This window comes from Sorangiineae bacterium MSr11954, assembly GCA_037157815.1.
Classification (GTDB): Bacteria; Myxococcota_A; Polyangia; order Polyangiales; family Polyangiaceae; genus Pendulispora; species Pendulispora albinea.
Genome location: CP089984.1, coordinates 9,378,235 through 9,394,593 on the forward strand (window position 1 = coordinate 9,378,235; position 16,359 = coordinate 9,394,593).

Genomic DNA, 16,359 nt, shown 5'->3' on the forward strand with positions numbered 1-16,359 from the left:
GTCGTAACGGAGAGCCCCATGGACGTCGGGAGTACGGCGATTTGGATCTGCCTTGCCATCGCATCGGCGGCAGCAATTTGGGATTTCATCTCGCGAAAAATTCCCAACTTCCTCACACTCGGGGGGGTCGTCTTGGGGCTCGTGCTGCATGCCGCGGTCGGATACGTCGACAACGGAATCGCCGGATCCATCCGCGGACTCGGAGCATCGCTCGCAGGGATCGCAGTCTGCAGCATCATTCCCGTGGTGAGCTATGCGCGCAACGAAATGGGCGGCGGGGACGTAAAACTCCTCGCCGCCATCGGAGCCCTCTGCGGCCCCGTCTTCGGCTTCTTCGCGGAGGGCTTCGCCTTCGCGATCCTCTTCGCGGTGGTGCTCCCCTGGCGCATCATATGGAGCGGCGCCTTCCACGACCGCTTGGGCAACTTCTTCACCTGGCTCGGCAACGTCTTTCGAAGGCGCGAAGACCGTCTCCCCTACCAAAAAGTCCGCAAGATGCCCCCCGTCGTCTTGGGGCCGGCCATCCTCGCGGGGCTCGCAGTCGCCATCGTTCACAACAAGGTGTGGCCATGAGGCGGTTCCTCTCCGATACGCGCGGCAGCGGCGTCTCCAACATGTTCTCGGCTGCGCCCACCTGGTTCGTCGTCTTCGGCGTCTTTCTCATGAACGTGCAGCTCTCGCGCAACTACGTCCAGCGCGACATGGTGGATCACGCCACCGCCATCGCTGCCGACACCGCATCCAAGGTCATGTGCGCCGACGCCCGAGACTTCGGCGGCGCTCCCCAAGGCTCGTTCACCGGCGGCCGCGCCGACGCCATCCGCTCCAGCGTCGATCCGGTGCTGGGCCTGGTCTCCAAAGGCAGCCAAGTATGCAATGTGGAGGCGACCCCCAAAGGCTCGAGCACCCCCGGCGCCCGCGAAATCGACGTCAAGATCCGCTGCGAATTCCCGTGCGAGCTGCCCTTTGCCGCACAGCTCATGTGCAGCGGCTCACCGAAGCACGTCACCTTCGAAGGCAAGCAAACGACGGTCGCCATGGGTTGCGACATGAAGGATGGAGCATAAGTGCCATGAGCTGGTTTCATCGCCTCGCGCGAAGCACCGAAGGAACCATGACGCTCACGTTCTCGCAGCTCTTCATGGGCGCGCTGACCATCGGGCTCGGCTCCTTCCGCGGCACCGAGGCATACCTCACCTTCTACTACGAGACCCAAGTCGGCCACGCCAACTACGCGGCGTCCAAGCTCGGCGCAGACCACGCGCGCGCCTCCAACTCCAACTCGAACAACAACGTCATCTCGGCGTCCATCATGGGCCCGCGCTTCGCGGTGGAGGCCGACAACATCACCATGGACGTGAACGCGGCCATCGCCTGCCCGCAGTGGCACAACTCGCACATGCGGAAGATCTGCTCCGAGTACATGGCGAACAAGCCGCGCGCGCTGGCGAAGCTCGTCTGGGTGCGCGCCAAGCAGGAGTTCCTCTGGGGCGCGCTCGGCAAGCTGACGACCACCATCGACAAAGTGACGTCGCTCGACGCGATGGAACAGGTCCGCTCCACGACCACCGATCGCAACGTAAGTTTGCGCGCCGAAGATCCATCGACGAGCGGCAACATCTGGGGCACGGACAACACCCCCGTATCGTGCACGCTCGCGCAGAAAGACGCGCTCCCGACCGAAATGCCGGGCCACGCGTTCCCCATCTTGATGGAGAATTTGCTTCAGGAGCTGCCGCGCACGCTGGTGGCGACGTTGCCGAAGGTCATCTGCGGCGCCATGAAGGAAGGGCAGTCGTTGGCGTCTCTAGGCGGGTCCGGGTCCGGGTCCGGATCCAACTCGGAGAACATCAAGCTGCCGCAGATCCCGAGCATCAGCAAAGACACGCAGAAGCAGTGCAACGAGATCCAAGAGCGCATGCAGGCGCAGATTCAACACGCGCACATGCAGTTCGCCTCCGAGAACGGCGGCTACGATAACCGGACGTATCTCGGTGACCGCGGCTCCGGACGCGGCGTGAAGAGGAACGAAGAGTCGAAGAAGGACGAGTCTCCGAGCAGCCCCGTCTTCTCCAGCGACGTGCAGCCGTACGCCAAGTGCGTGAGCGCGTCGATCACCACGTGCAGCTTCGATCGCGAGAAGTGCGAGAGCGACAAGCTGGAGTCGAACACGACGGACTACCTGCACAAGGCCGGATTACCTGCAAACTTCAGCGAATCGAGCTTGGGCGGCGCCACGCACGCCCCCACCGACTCCGACTGGAACCACGCCGACAGCATGCGCGCGTCCACGTTCTCCTCGGCCGAGGTGAACAAGACGATCGCCAACATCTCGGACGCGGTCCGCAGCCTAGTGAGCTTCGGCCAAGCGTCGAAGTCGTCGAGCATGCACCAGCGCCACGAGTACCAATCGTGCGCAAAGTGGTATTTCCCCGATGGTGCGGGGAGCGAGTTCGCGAGCGTGCAGCACGATCAACAGCCATTCGTCGCAGCCTGGAAATACGCCATGGTCGCGTGCCGCGACAAGGGTGGACAATGAGCATCGTACGCAAATACGCACGAAGGGCGAGGCAGCGCGGCTTCTCCCATGTCTCGATGACGGTCGAGGCGGCCGCCGTCATGGCCTGGTTCGCGGTCCTGGTCCTCGGCGAAAAGTACGTCGGCGACGCCACCTCCGCGCGCCGCGGGGCGGAAGACGCCGTGCAACAGTCGTCGGTGCAGAGCGCGATGAACTACTGCCAGGGCTCGGCGAATCCGTCCTCTGCCGTGCAGAACTTGCAGAGCAATTTGTCGGTGCGCCCCAATGGGAAGCTCCCGGCGTCGCAGATCGTCTCGCTGATCGCCGGAATGGGAATCGGTTCGGAGAAGACATTTCCCATTTACCTCGAGCCGTTCACGGGGGCCTTCGCCACGTCGTCGGTGGGCGGGGTCACGCCGCACCGGCTGGTAGGCCAAGGGACACATACGTTTACCGGGGATCGCTCGATGGCGTGCCTGGAGCGCCCCAAGGACTCACCCCTTCCGAGCATCAACTTGTACCGCACATCTATTTTCGGCACCACCATCCGCGGATATGGGCCCAATCCGTAATGTGCTATCGCGTTTTCGGGGCGAGCTCCTCGGCGGTCTCGTCGTGGTGGCGTGTGCAGTTCCCCTCGCCGGGCATGCGATGCGGGAGCGGCGGGAAGCGAAAGCGGTGCTCGCCCGCTTCGAGGCGCTCCAGGCCGAGCTGGCGTCCGTTGCCCGGCAGGTGAAAACGGCGCACCACGTGCGCATCAACGGCGAGCGCGTCTTCTTTCGTACGAGTGCGATGCACGGGTCTATCGCCGATGCGCTCGCGCAAATTCGTGGGGAGTGTGAGAGCTCGTCGCCGGGTACGATGCTCGGCACGGGCGAGCCGGGGGCGGCGGCGGACGGGTTGGCCGTAGCTCCGGAGGCGATTGGGCTCGAGCGGGTCGACACCGAGCATGGGCAAGGGGCGAGCGCCATGCTGTGCACGTTTCGGGAGAAGCATCCGCGGAACGGGGGGTCGGGTACCTTGGTGCGCTATACGCTCGTGAAAGATGCGGGCAGCGCAGGTACGAGCGTGTTCACGATTGCGACCGAGTCATCGACGCCGTTCGAGTCGCTCTTTCCGGATGAAGGCGATGCGCCAGGCGACGACCTTCCGGGCATTCCGCGTCCGCGCGGCTCGAGGCGTGTGTTCTCCGCTTCGCTCGACGGCGAGCCGTATGGCGTACGAATTTACGAGGCGCGCACGGCACTTCCGGACACCGTCGCGGCGCAAGATGCGGACATGGTCGCGCAGGGCTGGGTCTCTTCGTCCGCCGTGGCGGGCGCGTTCGCCGATGCGCGCTCGTATCGACGGGGCGGCACGCAGGTGATCGCGTCGTTCAATCGGGTCGGCGAAGCGACGACCGTTACGTTTTCGGTGGATGGTACCGCGGGCGGTGCGACGTCGAAGGCGTCGGGAGAGTTGCCGGGGGGCCTGCACTGACGAAAGCGACTGCACACAGTCGCCAGTTTGCGGCAGGATGGGTCTCGAGAGACGCACTTCGTGCCTAATGGTTGCTCGCGGTCGCGTAAGTTGGTCGAGGTGCGTCGGGCGGCTGCGGCTTCGAACAGAAAGTACGTCGCGTCGCGTGCTGCCAGCCTTGGCGGCACGCGTTCGTGACAATGGTCAATATCGACCATATTTGCCGCCAGCGGGAAACCAACCGCCGCGCAAGAAGCACGACGCCGTTCTTTACCGCAGCGGACGCGCGTCCGCGTCGCGGACGACCTTTACGCCTTCGAACTGTTTCGGCCCGTCGAACAGCAGGACTTCACCCGTGTCCTTCTGAACGCGAATCCAAAAGTCGTTCTCCCCGTTCGCCTTTTCGCCGTTTGCGTTTACGTACTCCATGGTGCCGTACGATCCCGGACGGGATTTCAGGATTTTCACGCTCGACTCTCCGTCGAGCTTCGCCCTCCACGGATCTTCGAGCCGATCGAGCACGAAGCCGCTGGCGCCGTCGAAGGTCGAATAATGGCCAAGCAGCCGACTCCGTTGAAAATCCGTGAGCACACGTCGCTTCGACCCGTTCGATGCGTTCGACCCGTTTGTCGAATTCGATGCGCCCGACGAGCTCGATGCGACCGGAGAGATCCCCGTCCCCCGCCCCGTTTGCACCGTCGCCGATGAAGACGGCGCCACGCCCGGCGTCAGAGAAACGCCCACCGCAACGATCGATGCCGCATCCGCCGCCCCAGCATCCTCCACGCCCGCATCCGCAAGATCCGCCGCCGCCACACCACTATCCACGGCCGCCGACGACAAGACCGGCCCGCCCGTCACGGCCCCGACAGGATCCGTCATTCCCGCCGGGGCGGCCGGCGGATGCCGCTTCGTCCACGCGATTGCCAAGAATGCCCCGAGCGCCGTGGCCGACAGGAGCAACGCGAACAACCCCGCAAACCCCAAGGCAAGCCACCGCTTCGAACGCCAAGGCGGCTCCGGCGCAGGCGGCACGGCGCTCGGCGCGGGCGGCGCGATAGCCGTCTCGGTCGGCATCATCCACACCGCATGCAAGTTCTGCGTCGATTTCCCTTCGAGCAGCTTCATCGCGCGCACCACGCAGCGTTGCCACTCACCGGTGCCGAATGGGCCCAGCGCTTGCGCAAGATCGGCGACCGTTTGAAATCGCTCTTTCGGATTTTTCTGCAAGCAGCGCGCAATGACGTGCTCGAGCCCCATCGGCACCTCGGGACGCCGCCCGCGAAGAGGAATGGGCTCGCGCGTCGAGACGGCCTCGAATACCTCGCCCACGGAGCTGCCCTCGAAGGGAGGAGCGCCGCTCATCAAGTGGTATGCGATGGCGCCGAGGGCCCACACGTCGGTGCGCTCGTCGACCAGCTTGGCCGAGCGGAATTGCTCGGGGGACATGTAGCGCGGGGAGCCCATGATCGAGGTGGTCCCCGTGAGCGAAGGATCGCCCTCGAGCGGCGACGCCTTGGAGATGCCGAAATCGAGCACCTTGATGATGGGCGATGCGCCCGTGCGCGTGGCGAGAAACAAGTTCGACGGCTTGAGATCGCGGTGGATGATGCCTTGCGCGTGCGCCTCGGCCACGGCGTCGATGGCCTGCAGCACGTAGTCGACGGCGACGGCGGGCGCGAGCGGGTGATGGGTGCCGCCCAAATCGTGGCCCTCTAGCAGGTCCATCACGATGTAGGGTGCGCCCGACTCCAAGGTGCCCGCGTTGATCACGCGGACGACGTGATCGCTCGTGAGCTTGACGGTGATGCGCGCTTCGCGCATGAAGCGCTCGACCGGCTCGCTGTCGGCGAACGCCAAGCCGACGAGCACCTTGATGGCGACGTGATGCAAGAGCTCGGTGTCCCATGCTGCGAGCACCACGCCCATGCCGCCGCGGCCCACGATTTTTTCCACGCGGTACCGTCCCAAAAGGATGGTGCCGGGCTCGAAGGACTGCACCGCTGCCGTCAATGCCGCACCTCGCGCTGCATGTTGCCGAACGAGGTTACCACGGGCATGCTCGGTGTGTGGACACTACGAACCGCTTCAAGATTGCCCTCCGAGAGCGCCGCCCGCAGATTGGCCTGTGGAGCAGCTTGTGCAGCCACCTCGTCGCCGAGGTCATTGCCGGCGCAGGCTTCGACTGGATCGTGATCGATTCTGAGCACGGGCCAAACGAGCTCCCCGATGTCGTTCATCAACTCCAGGCGATGGCGCCCTATTCCGTCGAGCCAGTGGTCCGCATTCCCATCGCCGATCCCGTCGCCATCAAGCGTTACTTGGACGCCGGCGCGCGCTCAATCTTGGTGCCCATGGTGCAAAACGCAGCCATGGCCGCCGCCATCGTCTCGGCCACCCGCTACCCACCCGCCGGTATCCGCGGTCTCTCGCTGGCAAATCGCGCCAATCGATTTGGCCGCACCCCCGACTACGTGCAGCGCGCCGCCGATGACATCTGTGTGCTGGTGCAGGCGGAGACCGCCGAAGCCATTTCCCATATCGAGGCCATCGCCACAACGCCCGGCATCGATGGCATCTTCATCGGCCCGTACGATCTCTCCGCCGATCTCGGACACATCGCCAATCCGGCCGCTCCCGCCGTCCAAGAGCTCATCGCTACCGGTGCCCGGCGCGGGATTGCGGCCGGCAAGGCCATGGGCATCCTGGCCCCGAACGAAAATGACGCAAACCGTTACCTCGATGCAGGCTTCACCTTCGTGGCCGTCGGGAGCGATGTCGGAATTCTGGCACGCCAAAGCGAAGCCCTCGCCGCGTCGTTTCGACACCGCAAAGCGTGACTCCTTTCGCGTTCGGGCCGGAAGGCACCACCTCGGATGCTCCGGCCCGAACCGCCCTCCAACCCCCGGCTCAGCTCATCAAATTTCACCGTAGGCGCGTGAGACCAGCCGGCGCGACACGGATTGAATGCCGGTGTGCTCGAAGTAGTTCGTGGTGATGTCCAGCACGGCCGCCACCGTATCGAGCTTGGCCTCGGCCACGTCGACATAGCCTTTGATGCGGTCGATCAGGCTCTCGCGCGAGATGCCTTTGTCGGCCACGAAGCGCTCGATTTGTCCGCGGGAGGCCTCCAAGGTGGAGGTGACGAGCGCCTTTTTCTCGGAGATGCCGCCGGGGAGGTATTCGGCGATTTTCGAGAAGCGGCTGTTTTGTCCGAGCTCGCCCTCGCTCAATTCGCTGACCTTGCCGAGCAGGGTGCTCATGAAGTCGGGCCCCAGCGGGATGACGCAGTCGAAGGAAATCCACGCGGCGAAGCGAATTGCATCTTCCTTGGCGGCGTTGACGAGGGAGGCGGCGAAGTCGCCGACGCTGTCGCCGGGGATGCCGCTCGAGTAACAGAACGCGGCCATTTCGGCCACGAACTTGACGGCGGCGTCGATGGCCTGGGCGGTGTCGGGCTTGGGCGTGATCTTCTCGAGGAAGCCTAGGATTTTGAAGGATTCACCGAGCTTGTGGCCGAGCGAGGCCGCGCCGGCCGCGGCGCCCACGTGATCGACGAGCTGGTAGATGGAGACGGCGCGCTGGTAGCCCTGCGCGGAGTCGTTGTAGAGCATGATGGCGCGATCGCCGATTTGTTGCACGAGCGCCTGATCGTCCTCGCCCGTGACGCTCTTGATCATCTCTTCGATGCTGGTGATGTTCTGCCACTCTCCCGGAACGAGGTAGTCGAGCGCTTTGAGCACGGTGGTGGTGACGTTCGTCGTCGGCAATTCCTGGAGCAGTTCGTGAAGAGGTTTGCTCATGACGTATTTCTCCCGAGGTTGGTGGCAATGACGAGACGGTTCAGAGCCGGGCGATGCCGCCCAAATCGAACTTCGACAAAAGCGACTTGCGCGCAGTGGCATCGAGGGTCTGGCTCGACACTTTGACTTGATAGCGCCCGTTGACCAGGAGCGCCGATTGGTTCTTTCCCACGGTGATGAGGGGATAAGCGTCTACCTTTTCCGTGGCCTTTTCGAATTTGCCCTTGGCCTGGTCGTCGTTCACGGAATCGGAGAGGCTCAAGGTGGCGACGTCCTTGCCGTCTTTCTGGAGCTTGGCCTCGGCGAAGCCTTCTTTCTCCTGGGTGAAGACCCGCTTGTAGCCGTCGGTTCCATCCCCAGGAAAGAGCGTATTGAACGCCGCGCCTTTGGTCTGCTTCACCTCGGGCGCGGGCGGGAGGCCGGCCTCCTCACGGGCCGCGGCCCTCGCCTCGGAGGTGGTGGTCGCCGCCGCTTGATCCCAGCGTGTTTCTTTTTTGCAACCCGACGATCCGAGCGCGGTGAGGGAGCCGAGCCCGAAAAGAGCTGCCGTGAGAACTACGAAGACCGCCTTCTTCCGGTGTCCTATCGAACGTCGCATGATGCGATGTTATCCCGTTTTCGGGGGGCTGCCTGCAAGTCCGTATACCTGAGCTAGTGAAGAAGAAGGACGTTGGCCACCGCCTCCGGATCGTCGGCCATCGGCACGTGACCGCATCCGTGCAGCGGAACGTGCCGTGCATTGGGAAGAAGACGCTTCGCGCGCCAAGCTTGCTGCGGCAGAAGGAGGAGGTCGCGCGTTCCCCATGCGATCGTCACCGGCACGTGGATCTCTTCGCCGCGGGCGAAGCGGTACAATTGAGCCGAGTCCAACGTTTCATCGAACGCCGGCGCGTCGAGCAGCGCGGTCAAGTCGAGGAGCACGTCGTCGACGTCGAGCCTCGATGGGCGCGCGAAGAACGGGCCCGCGAGCAAGCTGCGCAAGGTCCTCGATCGCGCCAGGCGCGGTGCAAATGGACGAACACGCCGGCCGATGGAGCGCGCGCTCCGAAGTACGGACTGCGCATATTTGCGCTCGATGGGGATCCAGAAGCCCGCCGGGGAGAGCGCCGCCGCCGAGTGCACGGCGTTGCGGCGCGCGAGCTCCAGCGAGATGGCGCCGCCGAGCGAGTTACCGGCGACGCGCGGGCGATCGAGCCCCGTCTTTCGAATCCAGGCTTCGACCGCGTCGGTCAACGTGTGCACGTTCGAGCTCGTTCCCGCTGGGAGCGGCGGCGAGCTCGCAAAACCGGGGAGATCGATGGCAAACACCTCGCGCTCGCGGGCCAGCCGCGCGACCACCGGCTTCCATACGCCGGCGCGGCTGCCGATGCCGTGAATCAAGAGGAGAGGAGGTCCGGAACCAATTCGCTCGACGTGGAGATCCGATGCGTGCGTCATGGTGGAGTATGGACATGGTACCGCATCGCGCCATCGCCGCGCTCCATCATCGAAGAACTACACCGGCTCCAGAGGATTCGATTCGTAACATGCGACCAGTTGGGCGATGAGCTCCCCATCCGAGGCAAACACCGTATCGTCGATGCATCCGATGGATTGCGCGATCGAAACAGTGCTGGTCAGAAACGCCGCGCGAAACGATGAAAGCGCCTCGAGCCGCACCTCGCGCGTTTCGGAGGGGATCCCTTTGGCCTCGAGCCCCTTCTGAACGAGCTGCAAGGTGATGCCGGGGAGCGCCGGCGCGCTCGGCCAGACGACGCGCGAGCCATCGAAGAAGCCGACATTCCAGACGGAGCCCTCCTCAATCCGGCCTTCTCCATCCACGAAGAGAACATCGTCCCAACCGGCCGCCATGGCCGGGCGGCCGTGCTCCAGGAGCGCCAGCCCAATGCCAATGTGCTTGATGTGCGGCAACGAACGCTCGAAGCGAACCGACTTCACGCGCGGCGCGCCGGATGGGGGCATCCGCGGCGAGGAGACGGTCACGAGCAGGTCGAGCGGAATGGGGTCGCGGGAGCGCGCCATCCAATCCATGGTGCGGGGGAACACGTTGATCCGAGCGGAAGCCGCGTCCACCCCCTCGAGGGCATGGCGAAGGTAGGCGCGGACGGTCGCGGGATCGACCTCGGTGCCGAAGAGGTCGCGGCTGCTCGTTCGAAGCCGCTCGAGGTGCAACCCCAAGCCGCGTACGGCGCCACCGCGGACCTGCATCGTCGAAAAATGACCATAGGCAATCCGCGACACGATGGGCATGTCGTTCAGTCCCACGGGAACGCCATTGAGCTCGTAACGGTCCATGCCCAACTCCTAGTACGCCGCCGGCGGCCTCGTTCTTTTTTTTCGATCGCGCGGAACCTTTGCCCGCCCCGTCTGTCTCACCCTACGAGCGCCCGAACACGAGGGTGCGCGAGCACGCCGGTGCGCTGTGCAGAGGATAGGTGCGTGATGACGACGGCCATGATTCACTCGAATAACGACGCCGAGTTCTTCGCTTCGCTCGAACGCGACGACCTGGACCAAATCGAGGCCACGCTCTCGTGGGGAGACGACGTCCTCGAGGTGCGCCATCTCCCCGCGGGCGCTGGGGTGTCCATCGGAGAACGTGCAGATTGCACATTTTGCGTGCCCACCTCGCAGCTCCCCCCTCCACACGTGGGCAGCGATCGCGTCGAGTTGCTCGCCGCCGGCAGCGCGGCGCTCGGGCGCGATGCACCGCTGCTCATCGAGCTCGGTCCGTTTCGCATCCGCCTGCGGCTCGTTCCCGCTGGACGGCACGTGCCCTTTGCGTGGTGGGCGGCGCTGAAAGAGAGCGCGCTCGGGAGCGTGGGGACGTCGCTGGCCGTGCACGCCATGCTCGTCGGCTCGCTCGCCATGTTCCTTCCGTCGCTGGGGGCCGACGACGATGAAGCCATCGTGCGCGACCGAATCTACACGATGCAAAAATACTTGCTCAGCGCGGCCGAACGCGAGCGCGACGCGCAGCAGGAGAGCGCGGGCCCCGCGGGCGGCCCCGCCGAGTCGGACGCCTCCGGCAAACAGGCGCTGAACGAGTCGGGCATCATGGGCCGCGTCAACGCGCCGACCACCCACGGGTACTGGAGCGCGCGAGGCGACGCCAAGCCGCACGAGGCGACGCTCTCGCGGGAGGCTCACGCGATGGAGCTCGCGCAGGTGCGTGATTTCGGCCTCCTCGGGATACTGGCGACATCGTCGCTGTCCGATCCCAACGCGCCGGTGGTGCCCTGGGGCGAAAACCTTCGCGGCGCCGACCGTGAGAGCCACCTCGGCGCGATGTGGGGCAACGATCCGGGCGACAACGGTGGCATCGGGGGGCTCGGGCTGTCGGGCACCGGCGAGGGTGGATGCCCCGCCGGCTCGGTCCATTGCGGTCAGGGCATCGGGGTGGGCGACATCGGTCAGCTCGGGCACCAGCTCGACGATCACCTTGGACACTGCGTGGGGCCCAACTGCGGGCGGGGACCGGGAGGCGATGGGCGCGGCATCGGGAGCTCACCGATTCTCGGCGCCCACGTTCCCAAGCCGCCGCGCATCCGCACCTGCGGCGATCAAGCGTGCGGCTTCGAGGCCATGGGGCGCATTCCGCCGGAGGTCATTCAGCGCATCGTCCGTCAAAACGCGGGCCGCTACCGTCTTTGCTACGAGCATGGGCTACGGGACAACCCATCGCTCAACGGTCACGTGCGCGTGAAGTTCGTCATCGACCGGAACGGCGCCGTTTCCTTGGCGCAAGATGGCGGGAGTGATCTACCCGATGAGCGCGTGCGCAGCTGCGTGGTCCAGAGCTTCTACGCCCTCGCCTTTCCCAGCCCCGAGGGCGGCACCGTGCGCGTAACCTACCCGCTCATTTTCAGCCCCGCCGAGAACTAACGCGTTCCGGCGACAACTAACGGTTTCTAACGAAAATGAATGGAACCGAGCGGTTCCTATCCCGAACGAATGGAATCGAACGGTTCCTATCACGAACGAATGGAACCGAGCGGTTCCTATCCCGAACGAAGGGATCTCAACGTTCCTCACCCCGAACGAACGGATCCCAACGGTTCCTAACCCCGAACGAATGGAATCGAACGGTTCCTATCCCGAACAAATGGATCTCAACGTTCCTCATCCCGAACGAACGGATCCCAACGGTTCCTAACCCGAGCGAATGAAACCGAACGGTTCCTATCACGAACGAATGGATCTCAACGTTCCTCACTCCGAACGTATGAAACCGAACGGTTCCTAACCCCGAACGAACGGATCCCAACGGTCGCTATCCCGAACGAATGGATCTCAACGTTCCTCACCCCGAACGAACGGATCCCAACGGTTCCTAACCCGAACGAACGGATCCCAACGGTTCCTAACCCGAACGAATGGAATCGAACGGTTCCTAACCCGAACGAATGGAATCAAACAGTTCCTAATCCGAACGAACGGATCTCAACAGTTCCTAACCGCGAACGACGCGAACGAACGGATCTCAACGGTTCCTAACCGCGAACGACGCGAACGAATGGAATCGAACGGTTCCTAACCCGAGCAAATGGAACCTAACGGTTCCTAATGCGCACGCACAAAACTAGAATGAGCGCGCTGGAACAACGGGATCATCAGCGCCGTGCCTCGGGCGGGGCTTGGTGCGTTATCACGCGAGGCGAACGAATCACGCCGGGCGAACGAGTCACGCGAGGCGAGCGAATCACGCCGGGCGAACGAGTCACACGAGGCGAGCGAATCACGCCGGGCGAACGAGTCACACGAGGCGAGCGAATCACGCCGGACGAACGAGTCGCGCGAGGCGAGCGAATCACGCTGGACGAACGAGTCGCCTGAGGCGAATGAGACGCGCGAGCTACTCGTGAATTGCTCGCGCGTATCCACCCGTAACCCCCCGGTGTGCTGGTAACCAAGAACAGACCGAGGCGGCCCAACGTATGCCGGGCGACTTCGCCGGGAAAGAGCCCCGCATCGCGTGCGCTTCGGCGCGGGAATGAATCGCGCGAATCGGCTGTTGATGCGGCCATGCGGCTTCTACGCTCCCCCTCACGCATCCCCCGCGAGCTCGTGTCGGTGCTCGCGACGACCGCCATCGTCTTCGTTGCGCGATCTTCCTTCGCCGATCACTACCGAGTGCCCTCCGGATCCATGGAGCCCACCGTGCACCCGGGCGACCGCATCGTCGTCTCCAAGCTCGCCTACGGCTTACGCGTCCCGCTCACCCATGTGCAAATGATCACCTTCCACGCCCCCGCCCGCGGCGATGTGGTGGTGCTCGAGTCGCCCGAGAGCGGCATCGTGCTGCTCAAACGGGTGGTGGCCGTGGGCGGCGACCGGGTCGGCGTTCACGAGGGGCTGCTCACCATCAACGGCGTGGTGCAGCCCACCACGGTGGGCGATGGCGGCCAGATCGCCGAGTCGCTCGATGGCCGGGTGCACGCGCTTGGCTCGCTCGGCGGCACCGAGCTGCCCGAAACGGAGGTCCCGGCCGGGCAGCTCTTGGTGATGGGCGACAACCGCGGCGACAGCCACGATGGCCGTGACTTCGGCTTCGTCGCCCGCGACATGGTGCTCGGACGCGCCATGGCCGTCTTCTCGCGCAAGGGCGCGCTCGGCTGGAACCCGCTCTGATCGATCGGGCTACGCGCCAATCGCACGCATCAGCATCGGAAACGCGATGTGCATTTCACGCTGCCAGTAGGGCCATGTGTGGGTACCCGGCCCGTAGAGGTTGACCCGCACATTGGCGCCGAGGAACCGCAGCTTTTTTGCAAACTCCACGTTCATGGCGTTCCAACGCACCTCGTTTGGATCGTCCGGCTGGCCGGGCGGATCCAGGGGCCCGGCCTTCCCATTGCCGCACGAAATGTAGAGCGGGGTGCCGAGCAGCAAAAAAGCCAGGTCGGCCGGGTTGTGCACGCGCCAGATCCACTCTTGCTTCTTGGGATCGCCCCAAAGCGCCAAAGGATCGCGACCGTGGGCGGCCACCAGCTCCTGCAGCAACTTGGGCGTATCGCGAAAACGCGTATCGATCACACCGCTGAACGAAGCGGCGGCGCTGAACATACCGGGATGTCGGGCTACATACGAGAGCGCACCAAAACCGCCCATGGATAATCCGGCAATCGCGCGGCGACCGCTGGCCCGATACGAACGCTCCAGAATGGATCGCACCTCGGTGAGGTGAAAGGTCTCCCATCCCGGCGGTCCACCGCGACCATGGTTCCACCAGTTCGAATACCAGCCCACGCGATCGGCCTCCGGCATCACCACCAACACGTCCGTGTTCGCGGTGAGCGCGGCAATGTCGGTTTCACGGGTCCATGCCGTGTAGTCGTCACAACATCCGTAAAGTAAGTAGAGCACCGGCCACCGCCGGCGCGCATCCGCATAAAAGCGTTTCGGCAGAATCAACCGCACCTTGGTCCGAGCGCGCAGAGCCCGAGAATCGATCGTCAAATCGACGATGCGCGGCGCGATGGGCTGCTCGTCGACCACGGCAGGCGGAAACGCCTCTTCGCCCTCGTCTGCGCCAGCATACGCTTCATGGGACAAGCCTGATTCCACCGACATCGTCGACGATGCGCTCACAAAATCCGACGACTCTTCGGTCGAATCTGCGGCCAAATCTGCGGTCGAAAGCGATGCGTCTGCACAACCTATCAAACACGACATACAGAAAAGATAAAAAGGAAGCGGTATGAATCGTGCAAACCACGGTATTGGTTTCATGTTGGGGATTCCCTCCACACAGGTGAGCTTCGATATCTCGAGTTTAAAAATCGTTAAGACTCACGAATCCACAATAAATCCCGCACAAACGAGGAAGGCGGCGCGCGGTCCGGAACCAGACCAGTGATAAGACAAATGGTGCGATATGCACGGAGCGCGGCACCCGTGATCCGACCGATCATCTGCGCGATATGCCCCTCACGAGCGAAAGATACCGCGGATATCTATCCTGCCAAGTTGGTTGAGCACGATCTCGTCGATCACGGCGTTCAGGATCGCGGCGATCAGGGTAAACGTGTGTGCCGTTCGCGGAATGGCATCAGAGACCGAATGACACCAACGGCGGCCGCGGCACGCCCAGTGCATCGTGCAGTTGCTCGTCGCGCTCCCGCGCGCGACGGAAATTGAGTTGCCGCGACGGTGATCGTCGCGAGCGGACGAATGCGAGAGTGCCCTCATGCACGGCGTCATGGTACGCCGCGCGTGCCGACCGAAGGGACGACGGCGCGGGAGTCTCCAAAGGAGGTCAGTCATGTGGACAAAGTCGGTCGTACCGATTCTTTGCATCGGTGCGACGGCAACGGGAATGAGTTGCATCGCCAACGGTGAATCCGAAATTATGAAAGACACCGCGCAATCGACGGCGACGGCGTTGGTATTCGGCGATCCGTTACCTGGTTTGAGCGAAAGTGAATTAGCGCGATTCCGAGCCGGTCTCGAAGAATTTTCGGCGACCGAAGAACCGGCCGACGGCCTGGGCCCCGTATTCAACGATACGGGGTGCGGCCAGTGCCACACCGATCCGGCCATCGGCGGCGGATCCACCATTCTGGAACAACGAGTTGGAACGATTGTGAATGGCAAATTCGACCCACTCGCACGAGCGGGCGGCTCGCTGATCCAATCGAACGGTATCGGCCAAGCGGGAGATTGTACTTTCCGAAACGAACAGATCCCAGCTGGTTCCACCATCGTCGCCAAACGACGAACGACGCCGCTGTTCGGGTTCGGGCTCGTGGACGCGTTGCCCGAGAGCACGTTGATCGCGCTCCGGGACTCCCAGGCGGCGAACTCCCCGAGGCAGGCTGGAGTCCTCAACATGGTGCGCGACATCCGAAACAATCGGCTGGCGGTGGGCCGGTTCGGCTGGAAGGACCATGTCCCGAATCTGCATCAATTCTCCGGCGACGCTTACGTGAATGAAATGGGCATCACCAGCCCCGAATTCCCGACCGACAATTGCCCTCAGGGCGATTGCGCCGCCCTCGCGCGCTGCAACCCCACCCCCGGCATCAACGACGAGCTCGGAGAAGACGTGCAGCTCTTCGAAGATTTCATGACCTTCCTCGCCCCACCACCGGCTCTTCCGCTCGATGCGCGATCGACCCGCGGACGAACGCTGTTCAACAACATCGGCTGTCAGACCTGCCACGTGGCCAACCTCACCACCGGACCGAATCCATCCCGCGCGCTCGACCGCGTCACCTTCCACCCCTATTCGGATTTCCTGCTCCACGATATGGGCACGATGGGCGACGGCATCACACAGGACGGCGCAACGGGGACCCTCATGCGCACCGCGCCCTTGTGGGGGCTGCGCGCGATCAAGAGCTTCCTCCACGACGGCAGCGCCTTCACCGTGGAGCAGGCGATCGTGAATCACCTCGGCCAAGGCCGGGAGGCGCGCGACGCCTTCACGAGGCTGAGCACCCAGGACCGCCAGGACGTCTTGGCGTTCCTCAATACGCTGTAGCGGCCGTGCACAATGGCCGGTGCGCGGCCAAGTCGTGCCCCCCGCCCGGCCAAAATCCGTTCAGCTACAAAAAAACCGCGCCAGGCCGGCGGTTC

General features: G+C 63.9%; 17 protein-coding genes. 9 read left to right on the plus strand and 8 right to left on the minus strand.

Annotated features, from left to right (window positions below):
- Positions 1 to 18: 18 nt before the first annotated feature.
- The 4 genes from LZC94_36675 to LZC94_36690 are packed head-to-tail and all read left to right on the plus strand — an operon-like array spanning position 19 to position 3,090.
- Positions 19 to 573: an A24 family peptidase gene (locus LZC94_36675; protein WXB13365.1), complete on the plus strand. Its 555-nt coding sequence runs from the start codon at positions 19 to 21 to the stop codon at positions 571 to 573.
- Positions 570 to 1,067: a hypothetical protein gene (locus LZC94_36680; GenBank protein WXB13366.1), complete on the plus strand. Its 498-nt coding sequence runs from the start codon at positions 570 to 572 to the stop codon at positions 1,065 to 1,067. Before LZC94_36675 ends, LZC94_36680 begins: the two co-directional genes overlap by 4 nt.
- Before the next feature lie 5 nt (positions 1,068 to 1,072).
- Complete coding sequence (locus tag LZC94_36685) at positions 1,073 to 2,539, plus strand: hypothetical protein (GenBank protein ID WXB13367.1); 1,467 nt, start codon at positions 1,073 to 1,075, stop codon at positions 2,537 to 2,539.
- Entirely contained in the window at positions 2,536 to 3,090 is a 555-nt protein-coding gene (locus LZC94_36690) for a hypothetical protein (protein WXB13368.1), read from the plus strand. The genes LZC94_36685 and LZC94_36690 overlap by 4 nt, the downstream gene beginning before the upstream one ends.
- 4 nt (positions 3,091 to 3,094) lie before the next feature.
- Here LZC94_36690 and LZC94_36695 read toward each other — a convergent pair whose 3' ends face one another.
- Complete coding sequence (locus tag LZC94_36695; GenBank protein WXB13369.1) at positions 3,095 to 3,316, minus strand: hypothetical protein; 222 nt, start codon at positions 3,314 to 3,316, stop codon at positions 3,095 to 3,097.
- Here LZC94_36695 and LZC94_36700 point away from each other — a divergent pair.
- A complete protein-coding gene (locus LZC94_36700) occupies positions 3,311 to 3,997 on the plus strand; it encodes a hypothetical protein (GenBank protein ID WXB13370.1) in 687 nt (228 codons plus the stop codon). The two genes, LZC94_36695 and LZC94_36700, sit on opposite strands and share 6 nt — an antisense overlap.
- A 249-nt stretch (positions 3,998 to 4,246) precedes the next feature.
- Here the strand turns inward: LZC94_36700 and LZC94_36705 are convergent, their stop codons facing one another.
- Positions 4,247 to 5,989, minus strand: coding sequence for a serine/threonine protein kinase (locus tag LZC94_36705; protein ID WXB13371.1), 1,743 nt, complete (start codon positions 5,987 to 5,989; stop codon positions 4,247 to 4,249).
- A gap of 56 nt (positions 5,990 to 6,045) precedes the next feature.
- Here LZC94_36705 and LZC94_36710 point away from each other — a divergent pair, with 56 nt between their 5' ends.
- Positions 6,046 to 6,816 (plus strand): HpcH/HpaI aldolase/citrate lyase family protein, encoded by a 771-nt coding sequence (locus LZC94_36710; GenBank protein ID WXB13372.1) that lies wholly within the window; start codon positions 6,046 to 6,048, stop codon positions 6,814 to 6,816.
- 78 nt (positions 6,817 to 6,894) lie between these two features.
- Here LZC94_36710 and LZC94_36715 read toward each other — a convergent pair whose 3' ends face one another.
- From LZC94_36715 to LZC94_36730, 4 genes are read right to left on the minus strand one after another with little or no spacing between them, the layout of a single operon-like run.
- Positions 6,895 to 7,779 (minus strand): hypothetical protein, encoded by an 885-nt coding sequence (locus LZC94_36715; GenBank protein ID WXB13373.1) that lies wholly within the window; start codon positions 7,777 to 7,779, stop codon positions 6,895 to 6,897.
- Between the two features lie 40 nt (positions 7,780 to 7,819).
- Positions 7,820 to 8,377: a hypothetical protein gene (locus tag LZC94_36720; protein ID WXB13374.1), complete on the minus strand. Its 558-nt coding sequence runs from the start codon at positions 8,375 to 8,377 to the stop codon at positions 7,820 to 7,822.
- Between the two features lie 53 nt (positions 8,378 to 8,430).
- Positions 8,431 to 9,216, minus strand: coding sequence for an alpha/beta hydrolase (locus LZC94_36725; GenBank protein WXB13375.1), 786 nt, complete (start codon positions 9,214 to 9,216; stop codon positions 8,431 to 8,433).
- A gap of 57 nt (positions 9,217 to 9,273) precedes the next feature.
- Positions 9,274 to 10,074, minus strand: a complete 801-nt coding sequence (locus LZC94_36730; protein ID WXB13376.1) for an aminotransferase class IV — start codon at positions 10,072 to 10,074, stop codon at positions 9,274 to 9,276.
- A gap of 147 nt (positions 10,075 to 10,221) precedes the next feature.
- On the opposite strand from LZC94_36730, the gene LZC94_36735 reads away from it, so the two are divergent.
- Positions 10,222 to 11,664 (plus strand): AgmX/PglI C-terminal domain-containing protein, encoded by a 1,443-nt coding sequence (locus LZC94_36735; protein ID WXB13377.1) that lies wholly within the window; start codon positions 10,222 to 10,224, stop codon positions 11,662 to 11,664.
- Positions 11,665 to 12,804: 1,140 nt separating this feature from the next.
- On the plus strand, positions 12,805 to 13,410 hold the full coding sequence (lepB, locus tag LZC94_36740; protein WXB13378.1) for a signal peptidase I: 606 nt from the start codon (positions 12,805 to 12,807) through the stop codon (positions 13,408 to 13,410).
- Between the two features lie 9 nt (positions 13,411 to 13,419).
- On the opposite strand, the gene LZC94_36745 is transcribed toward lepB, so the two are convergent.
- Together LZC94_36745 and LZC94_36750 are read right to left on the minus strand one after the other, a co-directional pair.
- Positions 13,420 to 14,334 carry an esterase family protein gene (locus LZC94_36745; protein ID WXB13379.1) on the minus strand — a complete coding sequence of 305 codons (915 nt, stop codon included), beginning with the start codon at positions 14,332 to 14,334 and terminating at the stop codon, positions 13,420 to 13,422.
- A 375-nt stretch (positions 14,335 to 14,709) separates the two neighbouring features.
- On the minus strand, positions 14,710 to 14,970 hold the full coding sequence (locus tag LZC94_36750) for a hypothetical protein (protein WXB13380.1): 261 nt from the start codon (positions 14,968 to 14,970) through the stop codon (positions 14,710 to 14,712).
- Between the two features lie 73 nt (positions 14,971 to 15,043).
- On the opposite strand from LZC94_36750, the gene LZC94_36755 reads away from it, so the two are divergent.
- A complete protein-coding gene (locus LZC94_36755; GenBank protein ID WXB13381.1) occupies positions 15,044 to 16,264 on the plus strand; it encodes a hypothetical protein in 1,221 nt (406 codons plus the stop codon).
- The last annotated feature ends 95 nt before the right edge of the window (positions 16,265 to 16,359 follow it).